Source organism: Streptomyces sp. NPDC001450, from assembly GCF_053597295.1.
Window position 1 is genome coordinate 87,339 of the sequence record NZ_JBSFHY010000019.1, and the last position, 13,643, is coordinate 100,981.

The window sequence follows — 13,643 nt, forward strand, 5'->3', positions numbered from 1 at the left end:
GGAAGCAGCTGACGCCGAGGCGGCAGACCGCAGCGCCGGGGAGGTCGCACCCTTGCGTACGGCGTGCATCGTGCAGCCCCGACAGCTGGACCCGGTGCGGTCATGTCAGGTGCGACGCAGGTGCGGCGGTCCATGTGGGGTCGGGGCCGGAAAGCGCAAAGCCGTCTGGCGACGCGACAGCTGCAGTGGGGGCGATGCCTGGCCGACCTCTGTGCACCTCCGGCCGGGCGTACCGGATTTGTCCCTCCCTTCCCCGGAAGGACTCTCTCCGTTTCACCTCTTGACAGCCGAGGGGGCGGAGAGCACATTGAGCCGTCATTCAGCGCTTGAGAGCGCTCTCACGACGCCCGCGCGTCAACTCCCCGTACCCCGAGAGGCCCCCATGAGTGATTCCTCCGGCATCCCCCGCAGACGGCGCTCCCTGAGGCGGGCGCTCGTCGCCGTCCTCAGCACGATGGGACTCGCCGTGGCCGTCGCCATCGCCGCCGCGCCGTCCGCGGACGCTTCGGCCCCCGCTCCCCCGACCGGCTGGACCCAGGTCTTCCTCGACGACTTCAACGGCCCGGCCGGCTCCGGCGTCGACACGTCGATGTGGCAGTACGACACCGGGACGTCCTACCCGGGCGGCCCCGCCCACTGGGGCACCGGCGAGGTCGAGACGATGACCTCCAGCACGAACAATGCCGCGCTCGACGGCAACGGCAATTTGCTCATCACCCCGCGCCGCAGCGCCAACAAGTGGACCTCGGGCCGCATCGAGACCGTCCGCTCCGACTTCCAGCCTCCGGCGGGCGGCAAGCTGCGGGTGGAGGCGCGCCTGCAGATGCCGAACGTCACGGGCGCCGCCGCCAAGGGCTACTGGCCCGCGTTCTGGATGCTGGGCGCACCCTTCCGGGGCAACTACCAGAACTGGCCGGGCATCGGTGAGCTGGATGTCATGGAGAACGTCCAGGGCCTGAACACCACATGGGCGACGATGCACTGCGGCACCAACCCGGGTGGCCCGTGCAACGAGACCAACGGCATCGGCAACTCCACCGCGTGCCCGAACACCACGTGCCAGTCCGGCTTCCACACCTACACCATGGAGTGGGACCGTTCGGCGAGCCCGGAGGCGATCAGGTTCTACGTCGACGGCGTCAACTACCACACCGTCACGGCGAACCAGATGGACGCGACGACCTGGGCCAACGCCACAAACCACGGGTTCTTCGTCATCCTGAACGTGGCGATGGGCGGCGCCTTCCCGAACGCGTTCGGCGGCGGCCCCACCGGCACCACCGAGCCCGGCCACCCGATGGTGGTCGACTATGTGCAGGTCCTTCAGGCCTAGCGCTGATCGCAAGGGTGGGACGACGCAGCGCCGTCCCGCCCCTGACCCTTCCCCGGCTGTCCGCTCACGGCAGTGCGCGCCGTGCGGATCGCACAGTCGTCACCGCTGCGCGCTGCGTCTCTCGCGCCACCCCATGGTGCGTGCCCGTGGCCGCCGACGCCGCGCCCGGCCGGCAGCCAGACCGGCAGGGACAGAGCGTCCACGCCGGCCGGCACGCAGTCGACGGTGGACAGCCGCAGCACGGTGTCGCGGCCCCGGAACCCTCGTCCCGGCATCGCTGCCCGCCCAGCCGCAAGGGAAAAGGGCCGCGGTGAGGACGGGCAGCGGCGAACCGACGGCCCCCAGCAGCTCGGAGCCGGCGCAGGCCGGCCGTGGGCGGGCCGGACGGGGCAGAAACAGCACCACCCGACCGTGAGAGCGCTCTCTCGCCTCGTGGTCGGCCCGACCCCACCCCTAGACAGGCAGGCAGATGAGACCACTCGACCACTCCCGCCGCCGTTTCCTCAGCCTCACCGCCGCCTCGGCCGCGTCCCTCACCGCCCTCGGGCTCCCGGCCGTGCCGGCCACCGCCGCGCCCCGCGGTGCCGGTGGTGGCGACCCGGACCTCGGCCCGAACGTCTTCGTGTACGGCCCGGACACCCCGGCCGAGGAGATCCAGGCCACCCTGGACCGGCTCTTCGCCGCGCAGGAACGCAACGAGATGGGCGCCGACCGGTACGCCGTGCTCTTCAAGCCCGGCCGCTACGAGGTCGACGCGAAGCTCGGCTACTACACCACCGTCGCCGGCCTGGGCGCGCACCCGGACGACGTGGAGATCCACGGCGCGGTACGCGTGATCGGCCAGCCCGACCCGAACTCGCCGGCCGGGATCTCGGCCCTCACCAACTTCTGGCGCTCGGTGGAGAACCTCGCCATCAGCCCGACCGACTGGTCGAACCAGTGGGCGGTCTCCCAGGCGTCACCGATGCGCCGGGTGCACGTCAAGGGCATCCTCTGGCTGGAGCCCGGCAACGGCGGCTACTCCAGCGGCGGGTTCATCGCCGACTCCAAGGTGGACGGCATCACCATCAACGGCTCTCAGCAGCAGTGGCTGACCCGGGACAGCGAACTCGGTGGCGACTGGACCAACGGGGTCTGGAACCAGGTCTTCTCCGGCGTGGTCGGCGCGCCCGCGCAGGGCTTTCCGAGCCCGCCGTACACCACGCTGCCGACCAGCCCGGTGACCCGGGAGAAGCCACACCTCTTCATCGACGGGGAGGGCTGCTGGCGGGTGGCTGTACCCGGGCTGCGGCACGACACCGCCGGCACCACCTGGGCTGCGGGCGCCCGGCCGGTGCCCGCGCTGCCGCTGGCCGACTTCTTCATCGCCAGGCCGAGCGATTCGGCCCAGCGGATCAACCAGGCGCTGTCCCGAGGTCGGCACCTGCTGCTCACCCCCGGCGTCTACCACCTCGACCGGGCGCTGCGGGTCAAGCACCCGGACACCGTCGTGCTCGGCCTCGGCATGCCCAGCCTCGCCCCGACCACCGGCGACGCGGCCCTGCGCATCGAGGACGTGGACGGCGTGCGCATCGCCGGGGTGCTGGTCGACGCCGGGCCGGTCGAGTCGGAGGTGCTGGTCGAGGTCGGCAAGCGGCACAGTCACCGGTCGCACGCGACCAACCCGATCTCGCTCCAGGACGTCTTCTTCCGGATCGGCGGCCGGTACGTGGGCCGGGCGGTCACCAGCCTGGTGGTCAACAGCCGGCACACCCTGATCGACAACATCTGGGCCTGGCGGGCCGACCACGGCAAGGCGGGCTCCATCGGCTGGACCGTCAACACCGCCGACACCGGCGTGGTGGTCAACGGTGACGACGTGACCGCGTACGGGCTCTTCGTCGAGCACTACCAGCGGTGGCAGACCGTCTGGAACGGCGAGCGCGGCCGGACCATCTTCTACCAGAGCGAGCTGCCGTACGACCCGCCGAGCCAGGCCGCCTGGCACAGCCCGACCGGACGGGGCTGGGCGTCGTACAAGGTCGCCGACCACGTCCACGAGCACGAGGCCTGGGGGCTGGGCGTCTACTCGTACTTCAACCAGGGCGTCGACATCCGCTGCGACCGGGCGATCGAGGCGCCACGCCGGGCCGGGGTGCGACTCCACGACGCGGTGACCGTCTTCCTCGACGGCAGCGGCGGCATCGAGCGCACCGTCAACGAGGCCGGCACCCCGGTCGTCGGCTCGTACGGCACCAGCCCCGTGATCAGCTACCCCTGAGCCGGGTGCGGGCGCGACGCTCCGGCGATGGAACAAGATTCGCCGGAATGCGCCGCGCCCGCCACGGCGTGCGGAGGACGCGTCAGCGGACCGCCTGGACCGTGACTTCGTCGCCCCGGCCCCCAACCGCACCTGGGTGGCCGGCTTCACGCACCTCGCCGCCTGGGCGGGCGTCGTCTATGTCGCGTTCGTCGTGGACACCTTCGTCCCCGGCAAGCTGGTTCACCACTCGGATAGTGAGTATGTGAGGACCGGATGTCCCGGGCTGCGCACTTGGACTGCCACAGCTCCTGCCTCCGTCCTCAGCGGTTCGAGGAAGGAGAGCTCCTCGGCTACCTCTCCGCCGAGTACGTGGGGCGCGTGGAACGGGCTGTACGCGCCGTGCTCGACGTGTATCCGCTGCCGGTGGTGTCCTCGTCGAGCCGGTCGACGAGGATCATCGCCACGTCGTCCGTCAAGCGGCCTCCGGTATGGCGGATCAACGCCTGGTGCAGTTCCTCCAGGAACTCCCGCGGGGTGGTGCTCGCCCGTATCCTCTCCATGGTCTCCGGCAGAGGGAAGAAGTCGTTGTCGCGATTGCGGGCTTCGATCACGCCGTCGGTGTACAGGAGCAGACGGTCGCCGCGTACGAACGGAAAGCTCTCGGCCTTGGCGGTAAGGCCGTCCGCGAGGTCTTCCAGACCCAGCGGCGGCAGTGGCGTGTCGGGCGTCAGGGTCTGAACGCTGCCCCGGTGCAGCACCAGCGGAGGCGGATGGCCACGGTTGACCACGAGCACCACCTGTTCGTCCGGCACCTGGGCCATGAGGGTGGTGATGAATCCCTCCGTCAGAACTTCCTGAGAGTACGCACCGGGCACGGCCATCTCCCGTCGCATCGCGGCCTCGCAGCAGCGCATGACCTCCGTCAGCTCGTCCTCGTAGTGCACGGACACCCGGAACGCGCCCAGGGTCACCGCGACCGCGCGCATGGCGGTCAGCCCCTTGCCCCTCACGTCCCCCACGATCAGCCGGACGCCGTACGGCGTCTGCACGGCCTCGTACAGATCACCGCCGACCAGCGCACCCGTCCCCGCAGCGAGGCTCAGGCTGGCGGCCCGCACCGGGCCCAGCCGCTCGGGGACGGGCCGCAGGACGACCTCCTGCGCCGCCACAGCGATCCGGCGGACCTGGTCGAGCTCGCACTGCCTGCGCGTACGCATGGCGTTGCTCAGGATGACACTGGCCACGGACACCACGAACAGCCCCAGGAAGTTCCCGGTGATCAGCTGGGTCAGCGTCCCCCACGAATGGTTGTAGGTCGCGGAGGCCGCGTTCACACCTGCGGCGAGGACTGCCGTGGACAGCGTGCCCATCGGCCCCATCGTCAGCGCGGCCAGCGCCGGCGTCGTGGTGAGCACAGGACCGGTGACCAGATAGTGCGCGGGCGAGAGCTCGATGCCCAACACGGCCAGCACGATCGCGAAGGGCACACACTGCCCCAGCCTGAACGGAACCCCGCCGTGACGGCCCGCTCCTGGTCGAGTGGACGCTCCGGGCCGCAGAGAGGGGCGGAGGCGGGAACGCATACGTACAGCCTGCCTCGCCGGAAGGGAGCGTTCCACCCCTCGGCCCGCGCCGGTCTCCCGGATCATCGGACCGGAGACCGGTGAACGCGTCCGCGCGCGCCGTACCGCCCCAGCCGCCCTTGGGCCTGCCCAGTCCGTAGAGCGCGGCGACCGTCGGAGCCACGTCCATCGTGCGGGCCGGGGCGTCGCTCACTGCCCGTGGTTGCCCGGAATCGAGTTCGAGAACACGCTCGGGTCCGAGAATCGGTAGCCGGGGCGTACCGAAGAACGCCTGGCGCTGGGTGGACACCGCCCAGTACAAGCTCACCCAGCACGGACAGCACCGTGCGGCCGGCCCTATCGATCTCCTTGTCTGCGCGACGGCGGTCCACCACGGCCACACCGTGCTCCATGTGGACAACGACTTCGTCGCGGTGGCGGACGTTGTGAAGGAGGCCCAGCAACGGCAAGTCCGCAGTCGATCGCCTTCGTCTGCCCTCGGAGCGCCTTTCGCGGGGTGGCGGGGACGGCATGAGGTACCCACTCATGGCCGCGACCGAGGGGCAGTAGAGCGGTCAGCGGCGCGCTTGCTTTGGTTTCGGCCTCGGTGGTCGGACGCCACCATCTGCGCAAGAGACGCCGGAGCCCGTGACGGCGAGGCGTGGCCCCGGGCACATGGCTCGTGAGGAGCGTCCGACGATGTCCGCCGTGGGTGGTCCGCACCCACGGCGAGCACTCAGGGCGATTTCCCCGTCCCGCTGCCCTGGCGGTCCGCGCTCGCGGCGACAGCGAGCCCGATGGCGCCGACAGCCATCATGATCAGTCCGACGAGGGGCCGGTCGGCGCTGCGCCATTGCCAGTCCACGGCGAAGGTGAGGATGGCGCCGAAACCGATCGAAGTGATGGCGCCGATGGCAAGCAACCCAGCCATGGCACACCCCCTTTGTCTGTGGTCCACAAGGCTCCGTTTTCCGTGCCGCCTTCACTGTTCCGAAGGCTCCGGGGTGCTCCCAGGGGTCTGTTGACCCCTGTGCGCGCCATACGGCCCTCGCCGGCGGCAAGGCGAACTGCACGGGCTTTGCCCCCTTGCCGCTGTTCCCGGGAACGGATCGGACATGAACAGCCCGGTTCCCATGTCGCCGCCGGACCGATGGCCGAGGCATCCCGCGACGCCCCGCTGGTCGTGGTGGGACGCCGGAGCCGCCGCGCACGGATAGGCAGCCATATCGGCGCCGTCACCCATGGGGTTCTGCACCATTCCATGGCTCCCGTCGCGGTCGTACCGCACGACTGATACGAACGGCCGCCGGTGCGGCCGGAAAGCTGCGTCGCGGGGAGATGGCACCCACGGATGAGACGGGCAACCTGCAATGAGCACCTATGTGCACGACTCCTCCGAGGGCGGCCGGGACATGGCCGAGCGGCTCGGAGGAAAAAGGCGCGAACCTCGCGGAAATGGCCCGCATGGGCTTGCCGGGCTTCACCGTCGCCACCGAAGCGTGCCGTGTCCTTCTGGCCGCGGGAGCCACCGGCGGACCCGGACAGCAAGGTCGGCGAACAACTCGCGGCGCTGGAACGAGCCGTCGGTAAGCGCGCTCTTCGAAGAGCTTCCCGAACTACGTTCACAATGCCGAACACGACTGCTGCGTCTCCAGTACGAGGACTTCCGGCCGGCACGCCGAGAGCACGCACCGGACGCCGCTCCTCGACGGGCAAACGTTGCCTGCCGGGGCACTAGGGGGTGTCGTTTGGATCAGGTCGGCCGTGACAAGCGGTGCGGACTGGCCGACCCGAGCGGGGCCTGGTGCGTGCAGCTGCAAGGCGGAGGAGGGAGGCGACGCGGAGCGTCGGCGAGTGACGACAACGCCGCAGATGTGCGTGCCAGGCCCCGCGGCACCGGGATGATCCGAACGACACCCCCTAGCCCTGTCGGGTTGCGGCGAGGCGGGCGTCCAGGGCGACGACTCCGTCGACGCCCTGGCAGAGGCCCACGACCACTGGGACGAGACGCGGTTCCGGAACGTGGCCCCGCAGGGTGACGACCCCGTCGTGGACCTCGACCGCGACGGTGCCTGCGTCCAGGCCGAGGATGCGTCCCAGGACGTCCCGCTCGATCTCGCCGCGGATCTCGGCGTCGGAGCGGATGAAGGCGTCGAGCAGGTCGCTGCGGCTGACGATGCCGGTGAGGAGTCCGTCGTCGCCGACCACCGGCAGTTGCTTGACGTGCCGCCTGCGGAGTTCCCGCGCGGCCCGGGGGATCGTCCAGTCGGCGCGGGCGGTGAAGACGGGGCTGCTCATGAGCGCGCCCGCGGTCCGGGCCCGGGCCTTGCCCCAGGCGCGCTCGTCGTTCCCGTGCTGCCCCTGCGGATCGGGCATGCCGGTCTCGTGCCGCAGCACGTCGGACGCGGACACGACGCCGATGGGGGCGCCGCCGTCGTCTTCGACGACCGGGGCCGCGACGATGTCATTCGCATCCAGCAGGGCGGCGACCTCCTGGATCGGTGTGTCGGGGCGGAGGGTGACGACCTCCTCGGTCATCACGTCGCCGACCGTGCGGCGGTGCAGCATGGCATCGACCTCCTCCGCTTTGCGACGGGGCAGCTGCGGTCGGACCGCCGGGCGTACGACGCGGCGCTTCAGCCTCCGCGGCCCTGCCATCCTCGTCCACGCAGTCTTCCCCACCCATGACAGCACCGTGCCGCTCCGGCGGCCAGTCACGTTCGGCCTGGCCAGGAGGGCCGGCGGTCTCACGACCGGAACCGGCCGACGGGCGGCCGTGCACGAGCCGGTCGAGGACGGGCGCACCGTTGTCGAGCACTGCGCGGACCATCGTCTTCACTCCGTCGGGTCGGCCATGTCGAAGGCCTCGGTCACCGGTCGGCTGAGCAGTTGCTCGACAGGAGCACCGCGCATGCCTTCGGAGGCGGTGTTGACGCGCAGGACGCGCAGGACGCGCAGGTCCGCGTCCACGACCACATGACCCACCGGTGACCAGGTGAACAGAGCGTCCAGGATCGCCGGGCCCCCTCCGTCAGCTCCAGGTGCCGGTCACCGGCGACATGCAGCAGACCGTCGCGCTCCACGCGCGCCACCGTCTGGCTCACCGTCGGCCCGCTCTGGTCGAGCCGCTCGGCGATGCGGGCGCGCACGGGGACCACGCCTTCCTCCTCGAGCTCCAGGACGGTGCGGAGATACATCTCCATGGTGTTGATGAGTCGGGACATGCTGCCCGTCAGGCGGGGGTTTCGGCGGTAGCGGTCAGGACCGCGCGGCCGAGAATGCGGTCGGCCATGGTGAAGCCGAGGACGGCCGGGGTGGCGTCGGCCGCGACGCCTGTGGACTCGACGGGGAGCCGCGGCCCGCACCGGGGCCGCGGGTCCCGGTGCGGGCCGCGGCGTACAGCTGGTATCCGGTCGGGGCCTTGTCCAGATCGAGCCGGTAGAGGCGGCCGACGTCCAGGGTGTGACCGGCGGCCCAGTGGTTGGTGCCGTCGTCGACGTAGCCGGACACGCCTGAGTTGCGGGCGATCTTGATCAGCCTGGGGATGAAGCCGATCCGGTCGCGCGTGCTGTGGGTGACCGGCGGGATCGCGACCAGCATGGCACGCACGCCCTGCTCGGTGGATGCGGCGATCGCGCGAGGGCGGAGCGAGGGGTTGGCGTCGATCGCCGCGTCCCGCGTTGCATCGCCGGTGTGTGTCAGGCGGACGCCGATGAGGGTCTTGCCCGTGCCGGCCAGCGCGTCGCCGAGGGTGCGCACTACGGCCAGGTTGGCGGTTGGTGGGTAGAGCAAAGCCTCACCCCGCGTGTCACCGGTGTCGGAGGCCCTCCGGACGCGGAGCCCGTACGAGCACGGGCTCACACACGAGGCGCGCGCAGACCGGTCAGGACAAGGTCCACTGCCTGTTCGGCCCACTCAGGGCGGCCGCCGCGTCCTGCCATGTAATCGGCGTAGAAGGGACCGAGGAGCGCGGAGACGGCAGCCTCCAGGTCGGAGCCCTGCCGGATCTCACCCCGGTGTTCGGCCCGTTCAAGTACCTGGCGCAGCAGGGCCCGGCGGGGCAGTACGGTCCGTTCGCGCAGCAGGATGAGCAGGTCGGGGGTGTGGGCCTCCTCGGCCAGGCAGGTGCCGATGAGGGCCATGCCGCGCACCTGTTCCACGGTTGCTGCGAAGTCCTGAAGGATCGTCACGAGGTCCGCTCGTGTCTCCCCGCAGGCGGGCGGGGCGTCGGCCATGCGAATGGCCTCCAGAGCCGCGGTGAGCAGGTCCGCCTTCGTCTTCCAGCGCAGGTGGATGGTGGACTTGCTGACCTGGGCGGCCGCGGCGACCTGGCTCAGGCTCATACGGGTGTAGCCGTGGGTCGCCAACAACTCCAGGGCTGCGCTGAGAATCGCCGTGTCCTTCTCCGCGGAGCGCGGCCGCCCCGCGCCCTTCGTCGTGTTCGTTTCGCGCATTGTCGCAGGATAATGGCCTACCGTACCGAGCGGTTCGGTCCCGCTATCCCTTCGCCGGTGATCAGAACGTCTTGCCGTCCATGACGGTGGCCATGGGTGCGAGCACCGGGGCGATGGCCCCGGCGGCACCGTGGACGTCGTGGACGGAGGGGCGTCCGCGTGCCGGGGTTCGGCGGATACCCCCGGCGCACAGCCGCCCGGCTCGGGGTCAGGCGCCGGTGCGGGCGCCCTGAATGCGGAAGTTGAAGTCGGCGTGGCCCAGCGCGCCCCACAGGCGGAGCCAGACCGGCAGCAGCATCTCGGTGCCGCGTGCGGCCGTGATGTCGCCGAGGTCGATCACGCTCTCCCGGGGCCAGCCGAACTCCGTGAGGAACTCGGTGGCGAACTTCTTGGCGCCGGTGTCGTCGCCGCAGACGAAGACGTCGTGCCCGCCGGCCACCCGGGACGGCTCCACCATGACCTGGGCGTTCATGGTGTTGAGCGTCTTGACGACCTTCGTCTCGGGGAAGGCGCGCTGGATCTGCTCGCCGAGGCTGTCGGTGTTGACCGGGTTCAGCGAGGGCGGCATGCCCTGGGAGAAGTCCAGGGGGTTGGCGATGTCCAGCAGGATCTTGCCCGCGAGGTTGTCTCCGCCCGCGGCCTGGAGGGCCTGGAGCGAGGCGGCTCCGGCGGTGGTGTTCACCGCGGCCTCGCCGAAGGCCGCGGCGTCGGCGAAGGACAGCAGACGCACCTGCGTGTGCTGCGCCAGCCACTGGGCGATCGGCGGGTTGCCGTAGCCGTCGGGTTCGGTGCGGGCAAGGGTGGCCTGCGGGTCTCGGGTGCCGATGGCGATCTCGTGGCCGAGGGAGGCGAGCTTGCCGGCGATCGTCCGGCCGACGACGCCGGTGCCGAGGACTGCGTAGCGCATGAGGACGGGGTCCTTTCCGGAAGTGGGTGCCGACACGCGGTCTCCGTTTCGGCACCCCTAAAAACTAAACCGAGTGGTTCGGTATTGCAAGGAAAGGCGGTCATCCCTGTTACTTCAGATACGGCCCGTCCGTGCCGATCTTTCCGGGTGCCGCGTTGGCGCCACCCAGGTCGAGGACGTAGACCCGCAGGTTGCCCTTGCCGGAAACGGGGACGTCGAGGGTGCCGTCGGTGACGGTGACGGTCTGGCCGGTGACGGCCTCCTTGTAGGTGCCGTTGAGGATGCCGGTGAACGTGGCGCCGTTGCCGACCGAGACCAGGGCGTAACTGTCGACGCCGGCGGCCGTGTCGGTGTAGCGGCGCTTGAAGGCCATGTCACCGCTGACGCCCTCGGTGGAGTACTGGCCCATCTGCAGTGCGGGAATGGCACGGCGGATCTGGTTGAGGCGCTGAAGGTGTTTGACCAGGGGCTGCTGCAGCGTGGTGGCCACCGCGCCGGAGGCGCTGGAGACCTTGGCGAAGTCGCTCGCCGTGACCTCGCCCTCCACCTTGTCGCCGTAGTAGGCGCGGCCGGTGGTGGCCAGCGGGCAGGTGGGGCCGCAGTCGATCTGCTTGCCGGCCTGGAACTCGATCTCCGATCCGTAGTAGAGGGTGGGAATGCCGCGGAACGTCCACATGAGGGACATGTTCTCGGCCCAGGCGTCGGTGCCCCCGGCGTAGCGCGTGCTCGACTTGTTCGGGCCGTAGTCGTGGCTGTCGACGTAGACGACGTTGTAGGTGGCGTCGTTGGTGGAGTCGTCGGAGTCCTTGCCGTTGTCGAAGGCGTTGGACGCGTAACCGAAGTTGTTGTGCATCCGCATGTCGATGATGTTCATGCCGCTGAACTGGCTGTGGTCCGGCGTGTGGTAGCTGTTGCCGTTCAGGAAGGCGTTGCTCGACGTGGGCTGTCCGGCGGGACCCAGGTTCTCCTCGTAGGTGTACTGGTCGAGTGCCGCCTGGACGTCGTCGTCGGTGTAGGTCCTGCGCTCCTTCCAGGTGTAGAACTGCGCGGAGTGGTTGACCGAGCCGTGGTTCCACTTGTCGTTGACGAAGGCCGCGACCTCGCCGAAGACGAAGAAGTCCTTGGCCTTGTCCGCGCCGAACCTACGGGTGACCTCGTCGTGGATCGCGGGCAGGAAGCGGCGGTTCCAGGTGATGCGCGGTACGTGTACGGCGGTGTCGATCCGGAAGCCGTCCACGCCCATGTCGATGTACTTGTCGTACGCGCCGATCAGGTACTGCTGCACGGTCGCGTTCTCGGTGTTGAAGTCGGCGAGGTCCTCGTGGATCCAGCAGGAACGGGAGTCCTCGCCCTCCCAGTTGCCCAGCCAGCACTGGTGGTAGAGCGACGCGGGGAAGAGCTTGTTGGTCGGGCTGGGCCACTGACAGTTGTAGATCGTGTAGCCCTCGGCGCTGTGCTGGCCGGTGGGGGTGCCCCAGTTGAGGCAGGTGTTGCCTCTGGGCTCGGCCGTCGACCACAGATCGCCGTTGTAGTACGACTTGCCGGAGACGGGTTCGACGGTCAGTCCGTCGTAGTCGAAGTTCGCGTTGGGCTGGTCGTAGTACCAGGACCACTGGGAGTCGCGCACGCCGTAGACCTTGGGGACGAACAGGCCCTTGGCGCCCCAGCGGGAGGAGTGGTTGTAGACCACGTCCTGGTAGATCTTCATGCCCTTGGCGTGGGCGGCGTTGATCATGTCCTGGTAGGAGGCGCCGGCGGACTCCAGACGGGGGTCGACCCGGTAGAAGTCCCAGCCGTGGTAGCCGTGGTAGTCGTAGTCCGAGCGGTTGAGGACGACGGGGGTGATCCAGACCGCGGAGAAGCCGAGGGCCTTGATGTAGTCGAGCTTCTGGACCAGGCCCTTGAAGTCGCCCCGGAACATGGGGTCGTTGTTGGCCGCGTTGCCGGACTTCACGTCCTGGCTGCCGCCACGGTTGTTGGAGCTGTCGCCGTCGTAGAACCGGGCCGTGAGGACGAAGTAGATCGGGTCCTTGCGGGGGTCGCCGCCGAGCGGGGTGCCGGCGGCGGGCGGCGGCGGTGTGTCGCCGGTGGTGGCGCACTCCGACGCGCTCGCGGCGGAGAGGTTGCCCGCCGCGTCCAGGGCCTTCACGGTCCAGCAGTAGGAGGTGCGGGCCGCCAGACCGGTGACGGACAGGACGGTGGAGGAGGTGTTGGTCACCGAGGTGCCGTCGCTGCCGCCGGTGCGGGTGACCTGGTAGCCGGTGACGCCCACGTTGTCGGTGGCGGCGTTCCAGGTGAGCACCACGGAGGTGTCGGTGACGCTCGCGCTCACGCCCGAGGGCGCGGTGGGCGCGGTGGTGTCGGGTTCGGCGGCGGCGCAGGGATCGGTGGCGTCGGCCGTGACCGTGTGGTTCACGACCTTCGAATTGCCCTGAGCCAGCTGGTAGTTGGCACCGTTGTTGTTGTCCCAGACGCCGTTGCCGTTGTTGAACGTGGCCTGCCAGGTGGCGGCGGAGCCGAGGTCGACGGTCTTCTTCACCCAGCCGGTGCAGGCCGGTTCCATGCCGACGCCGGGGACGGTGGTCCAGCTGCCGCCTGCCGGCGCCCAGTGCAGGTTGACGGTGGGCCAGCCGACGGAGGTGGTCGAGTACCAGACGGTCGCCGCGTTGCCCGCCGGGGGCTGTGTCGAACCGCACGGGTCGCTGTGGGCGACCACGCCGTCCTTGACCGTGATGGTTCCGGTGCCGAGCTGGTAGTTGGCGCCGTTGTCGTTGTCCCAGGTGCCTGAGCCGTTGTCGAAGGTCGCCTGCCAGGTGGTGGCGGTGCCGAGGTCGACGGTCAGCTTGACCCAGTCGGTGCAGGCGGAGTCCATCCGGGTGCCCGGGACGGTGGTCCAGCTGCCGCCCGCGGGTGCCCAGTGCAGGTAGTACGAGGACCAGTTCCGGGTCGGCGTGTAGTAGTAGACCGTGGCGGAGTTCGCCTCGGTGGCGGCGGTCGTCACCGCGTGCGCGGGCGCGCCGGAGAGCAGGGACGCGAGCAGGCCGAGCAGTGCGGCGAGGAGGGCGGCCAGCGGCCGGACTCGGCGCCTTCTGCCGGGGGGAAGAGTGCGGGACATGGTGGGGGAGCGCTCCTCGTGCCGGGGCCG

The 13,643-nt window shown here is 70.0% G+C and carries 10 protein-coding genes and 3 pseudogenes; 4 read left to right on the top strand and 9 right to left on the bottom strand.

Annotated features, from left to right (window positions below; all coding sequences use genetic code 11):
* Positions 1–382: 382 nt before the first annotated feature.
* Both ACWC5O_RS22180 and ACWC5O_RS22185 read left to right on the top strand, forming a co-directional pair.
* Positions 383–1,330: pseudogene (locus tag ACWC5O_RS22180) on the top strand (glycoside hydrolase family 16 protein); the annotation flags it as partial.
* A gap of 472 nt (positions 1,331–1,802) precedes the next feature.
* Positions 1,803–3,593, top strand: coding sequence for a coagulation factor 5/8 type domain-containing protein (locus tag ACWC5O_RS22185; RefSeq protein WP_450589882.1), 1,791 nt, complete (start codon positions 1,803–1,805; stop codon positions 3,591–3,593).
* Positions 3,594–3,925: 332 nt separating this feature from the next.
* On the opposite strand, the gene ACWC5O_RS22190 is transcribed toward ACWC5O_RS22185, so the two are convergent.
* The gene (locus tag ACWC5O_RS22190) at positions 3,926–5,062 is read right to left on the bottom strand and encodes a PP2C family protein-serine/threonine phosphatase (protein ID WP_450589883.1); all 1,137 of its coding nucleotides are present in this window, start codon (positions 5,060–5,062) and stop codon (positions 3,926–3,928) included.
* A 353-nt stretch (positions 5,063–5,415) separates the two neighbouring features.
* Between ACWC5O_RS22190 and ACWC5O_RS22195 the strand changes: the two are divergent.
* Positions 5,416–5,616 (top strand): annotated as a pseudogene (locus ACWC5O_RS22195) (VapC toxin family PIN domain ribonuclease); the annotation flags it as partial.
* Between the two features lie 257 nt (positions 5,617–5,873).
* Here the strand turns inward: ACWC5O_RS22195 and ACWC5O_RS22200 are convergent.
* Positions 5,874–6,068 carry a hypothetical protein gene (locus ACWC5O_RS22200; protein WP_450589884.1) on the bottom strand — a complete coding sequence of 65 codons (195 nt, stop codon included), beginning with the start codon at positions 6,066–6,068 and terminating at the stop codon, positions 5,874–5,876.
* Between the two features lie 219 nt (positions 6,069–6,287).
* On the opposite strand from ACWC5O_RS22200, the gene ACWC5O_RS22205 reads away from it, so the two are divergent.
* Positions 6,288–6,431 (top strand): universal stress protein, encoded by a 144-nt coding sequence (locus ACWC5O_RS22205; protein ID WP_450589885.1) that lies wholly within the window; start codon positions 6,288–6,290, stop codon positions 6,429–6,431.
* Positions 6,432–7,057: 626 nt separating this feature from the next.
* Here ACWC5O_RS22205 and ACWC5O_RS22210 read toward each other — a convergent pair.
* The 7 genes and pseudogenes from ACWC5O_RS22210 to ACWC5O_RS22240 all read right to left on the bottom strand — a co-directional run bounded on the left by ACWC5O_RS22210 (position 7,058) and on the right by ACWC5O_RS22240 (position 13,613).
* Positions 7,058–7,705: a CBS domain-containing protein gene (locus ACWC5O_RS22210; protein WP_450591103.1), complete on the bottom strand. Its 648-nt coding sequence runs from the start codon at positions 7,703–7,705 to the stop codon at positions 7,058–7,060.
* 267 nt (positions 7,706–7,972) lie between these two features.
* Positions 7,973–8,122, bottom strand: a complete 150-nt coding sequence (locus ACWC5O_RS22215) for a hypothetical protein (RefSeq protein ID WP_450591199.1) — start codon at positions 8,120–8,122, stop codon at positions 7,973–7,975.
* A pseudogene (locus tag ACWC5O_RS22220) lies at positions 8,122–8,361 on the bottom strand (dihydrofolate reductase); the annotation flags it as partial. The pseudogene ACWC5O_RS22220 and the gene ACWC5O_RS22215, both read right to left, overlap by 1 nt.
* Positions 8,362–8,395: 34 nt before the next feature.
* Positions 8,396–8,929 (bottom strand): hypothetical protein, encoded by a 534-nt coding sequence (locus tag ACWC5O_RS22225; protein WP_450591104.1) that lies wholly within the window; start codon positions 8,927–8,929, stop codon positions 8,396–8,398.
* A 65-nt stretch (positions 8,930–8,994) separates the two neighbouring features.
* Positions 8,995–9,591 carry a TetR/AcrR family transcriptional regulator gene (locus ACWC5O_RS22230; protein WP_450591105.1) on the bottom strand — a complete coding sequence of 199 codons (597 nt, stop codon included), beginning with the start codon at positions 9,589–9,591 and terminating at the stop codon, positions 8,995–8,997.
* A gap of 208 nt (positions 9,592–9,799) precedes the next feature.
* Complete coding sequence (locus ACWC5O_RS22235; RefSeq protein ID WP_450591107.1) at positions 9,800–10,498, bottom strand: NADPH-dependent F420 reductase; 699 nt, start codon at positions 10,496–10,498, stop codon at positions 9,800–9,802.
* A 109-nt stretch (positions 10,499–10,607) separates the two neighbouring features.
* Positions 10,608–13,613, bottom strand: coding sequence for a carbohydrate binding domain-containing protein (locus tag ACWC5O_RS22240; protein ID WP_450591108.1), 3,006 nt, complete (start codon positions 13,611–13,613; stop codon positions 10,608–10,610).
* Positions 13,614–13,643: the final 30 nt, after the last annotated feature.

Excerpts from the sequence above, each read along its gene's own strand:
- ACWC5O_RS22210 (WP_450591103.1), bottom strand. The coding sequence starts at position 7,705 with ATGCTGCACCGCCGCACGGTCGGCGACGTGATGACCGAGGAGGTCGTC.
- ACWC5O_RS22200 (WP_450589884.1), bottom strand. The coding sequence starts at position 6,068 with ATGGCTGGGTTGCTTGCCATCGGCGCCATCACTTCGATCGGTTTCGGC.
- ACWC5O_RS22230 (WP_450591105.1), bottom strand. The coding sequence starts at position 9,591 with ATGCGCGAAACGAACACGACGAAGGGCGCGGGGCGGCCGCGCTCCGCG.
- ACWC5O_RS22235 (WP_450591107.1), bottom strand. The coding sequence starts at position 10,498 with ATGCGCTACGCAGTCCTCGGCACCGGCGTCGTCGGCCGGACGATCGCC.
- ACWC5O_RS22185 (WP_450589882.1), top strand. The coding sequence starts at position 1,803 with ATGAGACCACTCGACCACTCCCGCCGCCGTTTCCTCAGCCTCACCGCC.
- ACWC5O_RS22205 (WP_450589885.1), top strand. The coding sequence starts at position 6,288 with ATGGCCGAGGCATCCCGCGACGCCCCGCTGGTCGTGGTGGGACGCCGG.
- ACWC5O_RS22240 (WP_450591108.1), bottom strand. The coding sequence starts at position 13,613 with ATGTCCCGCACTCTTCCCCCCGGCAGAAGGCGCCGAGTCCGGCCGCTG.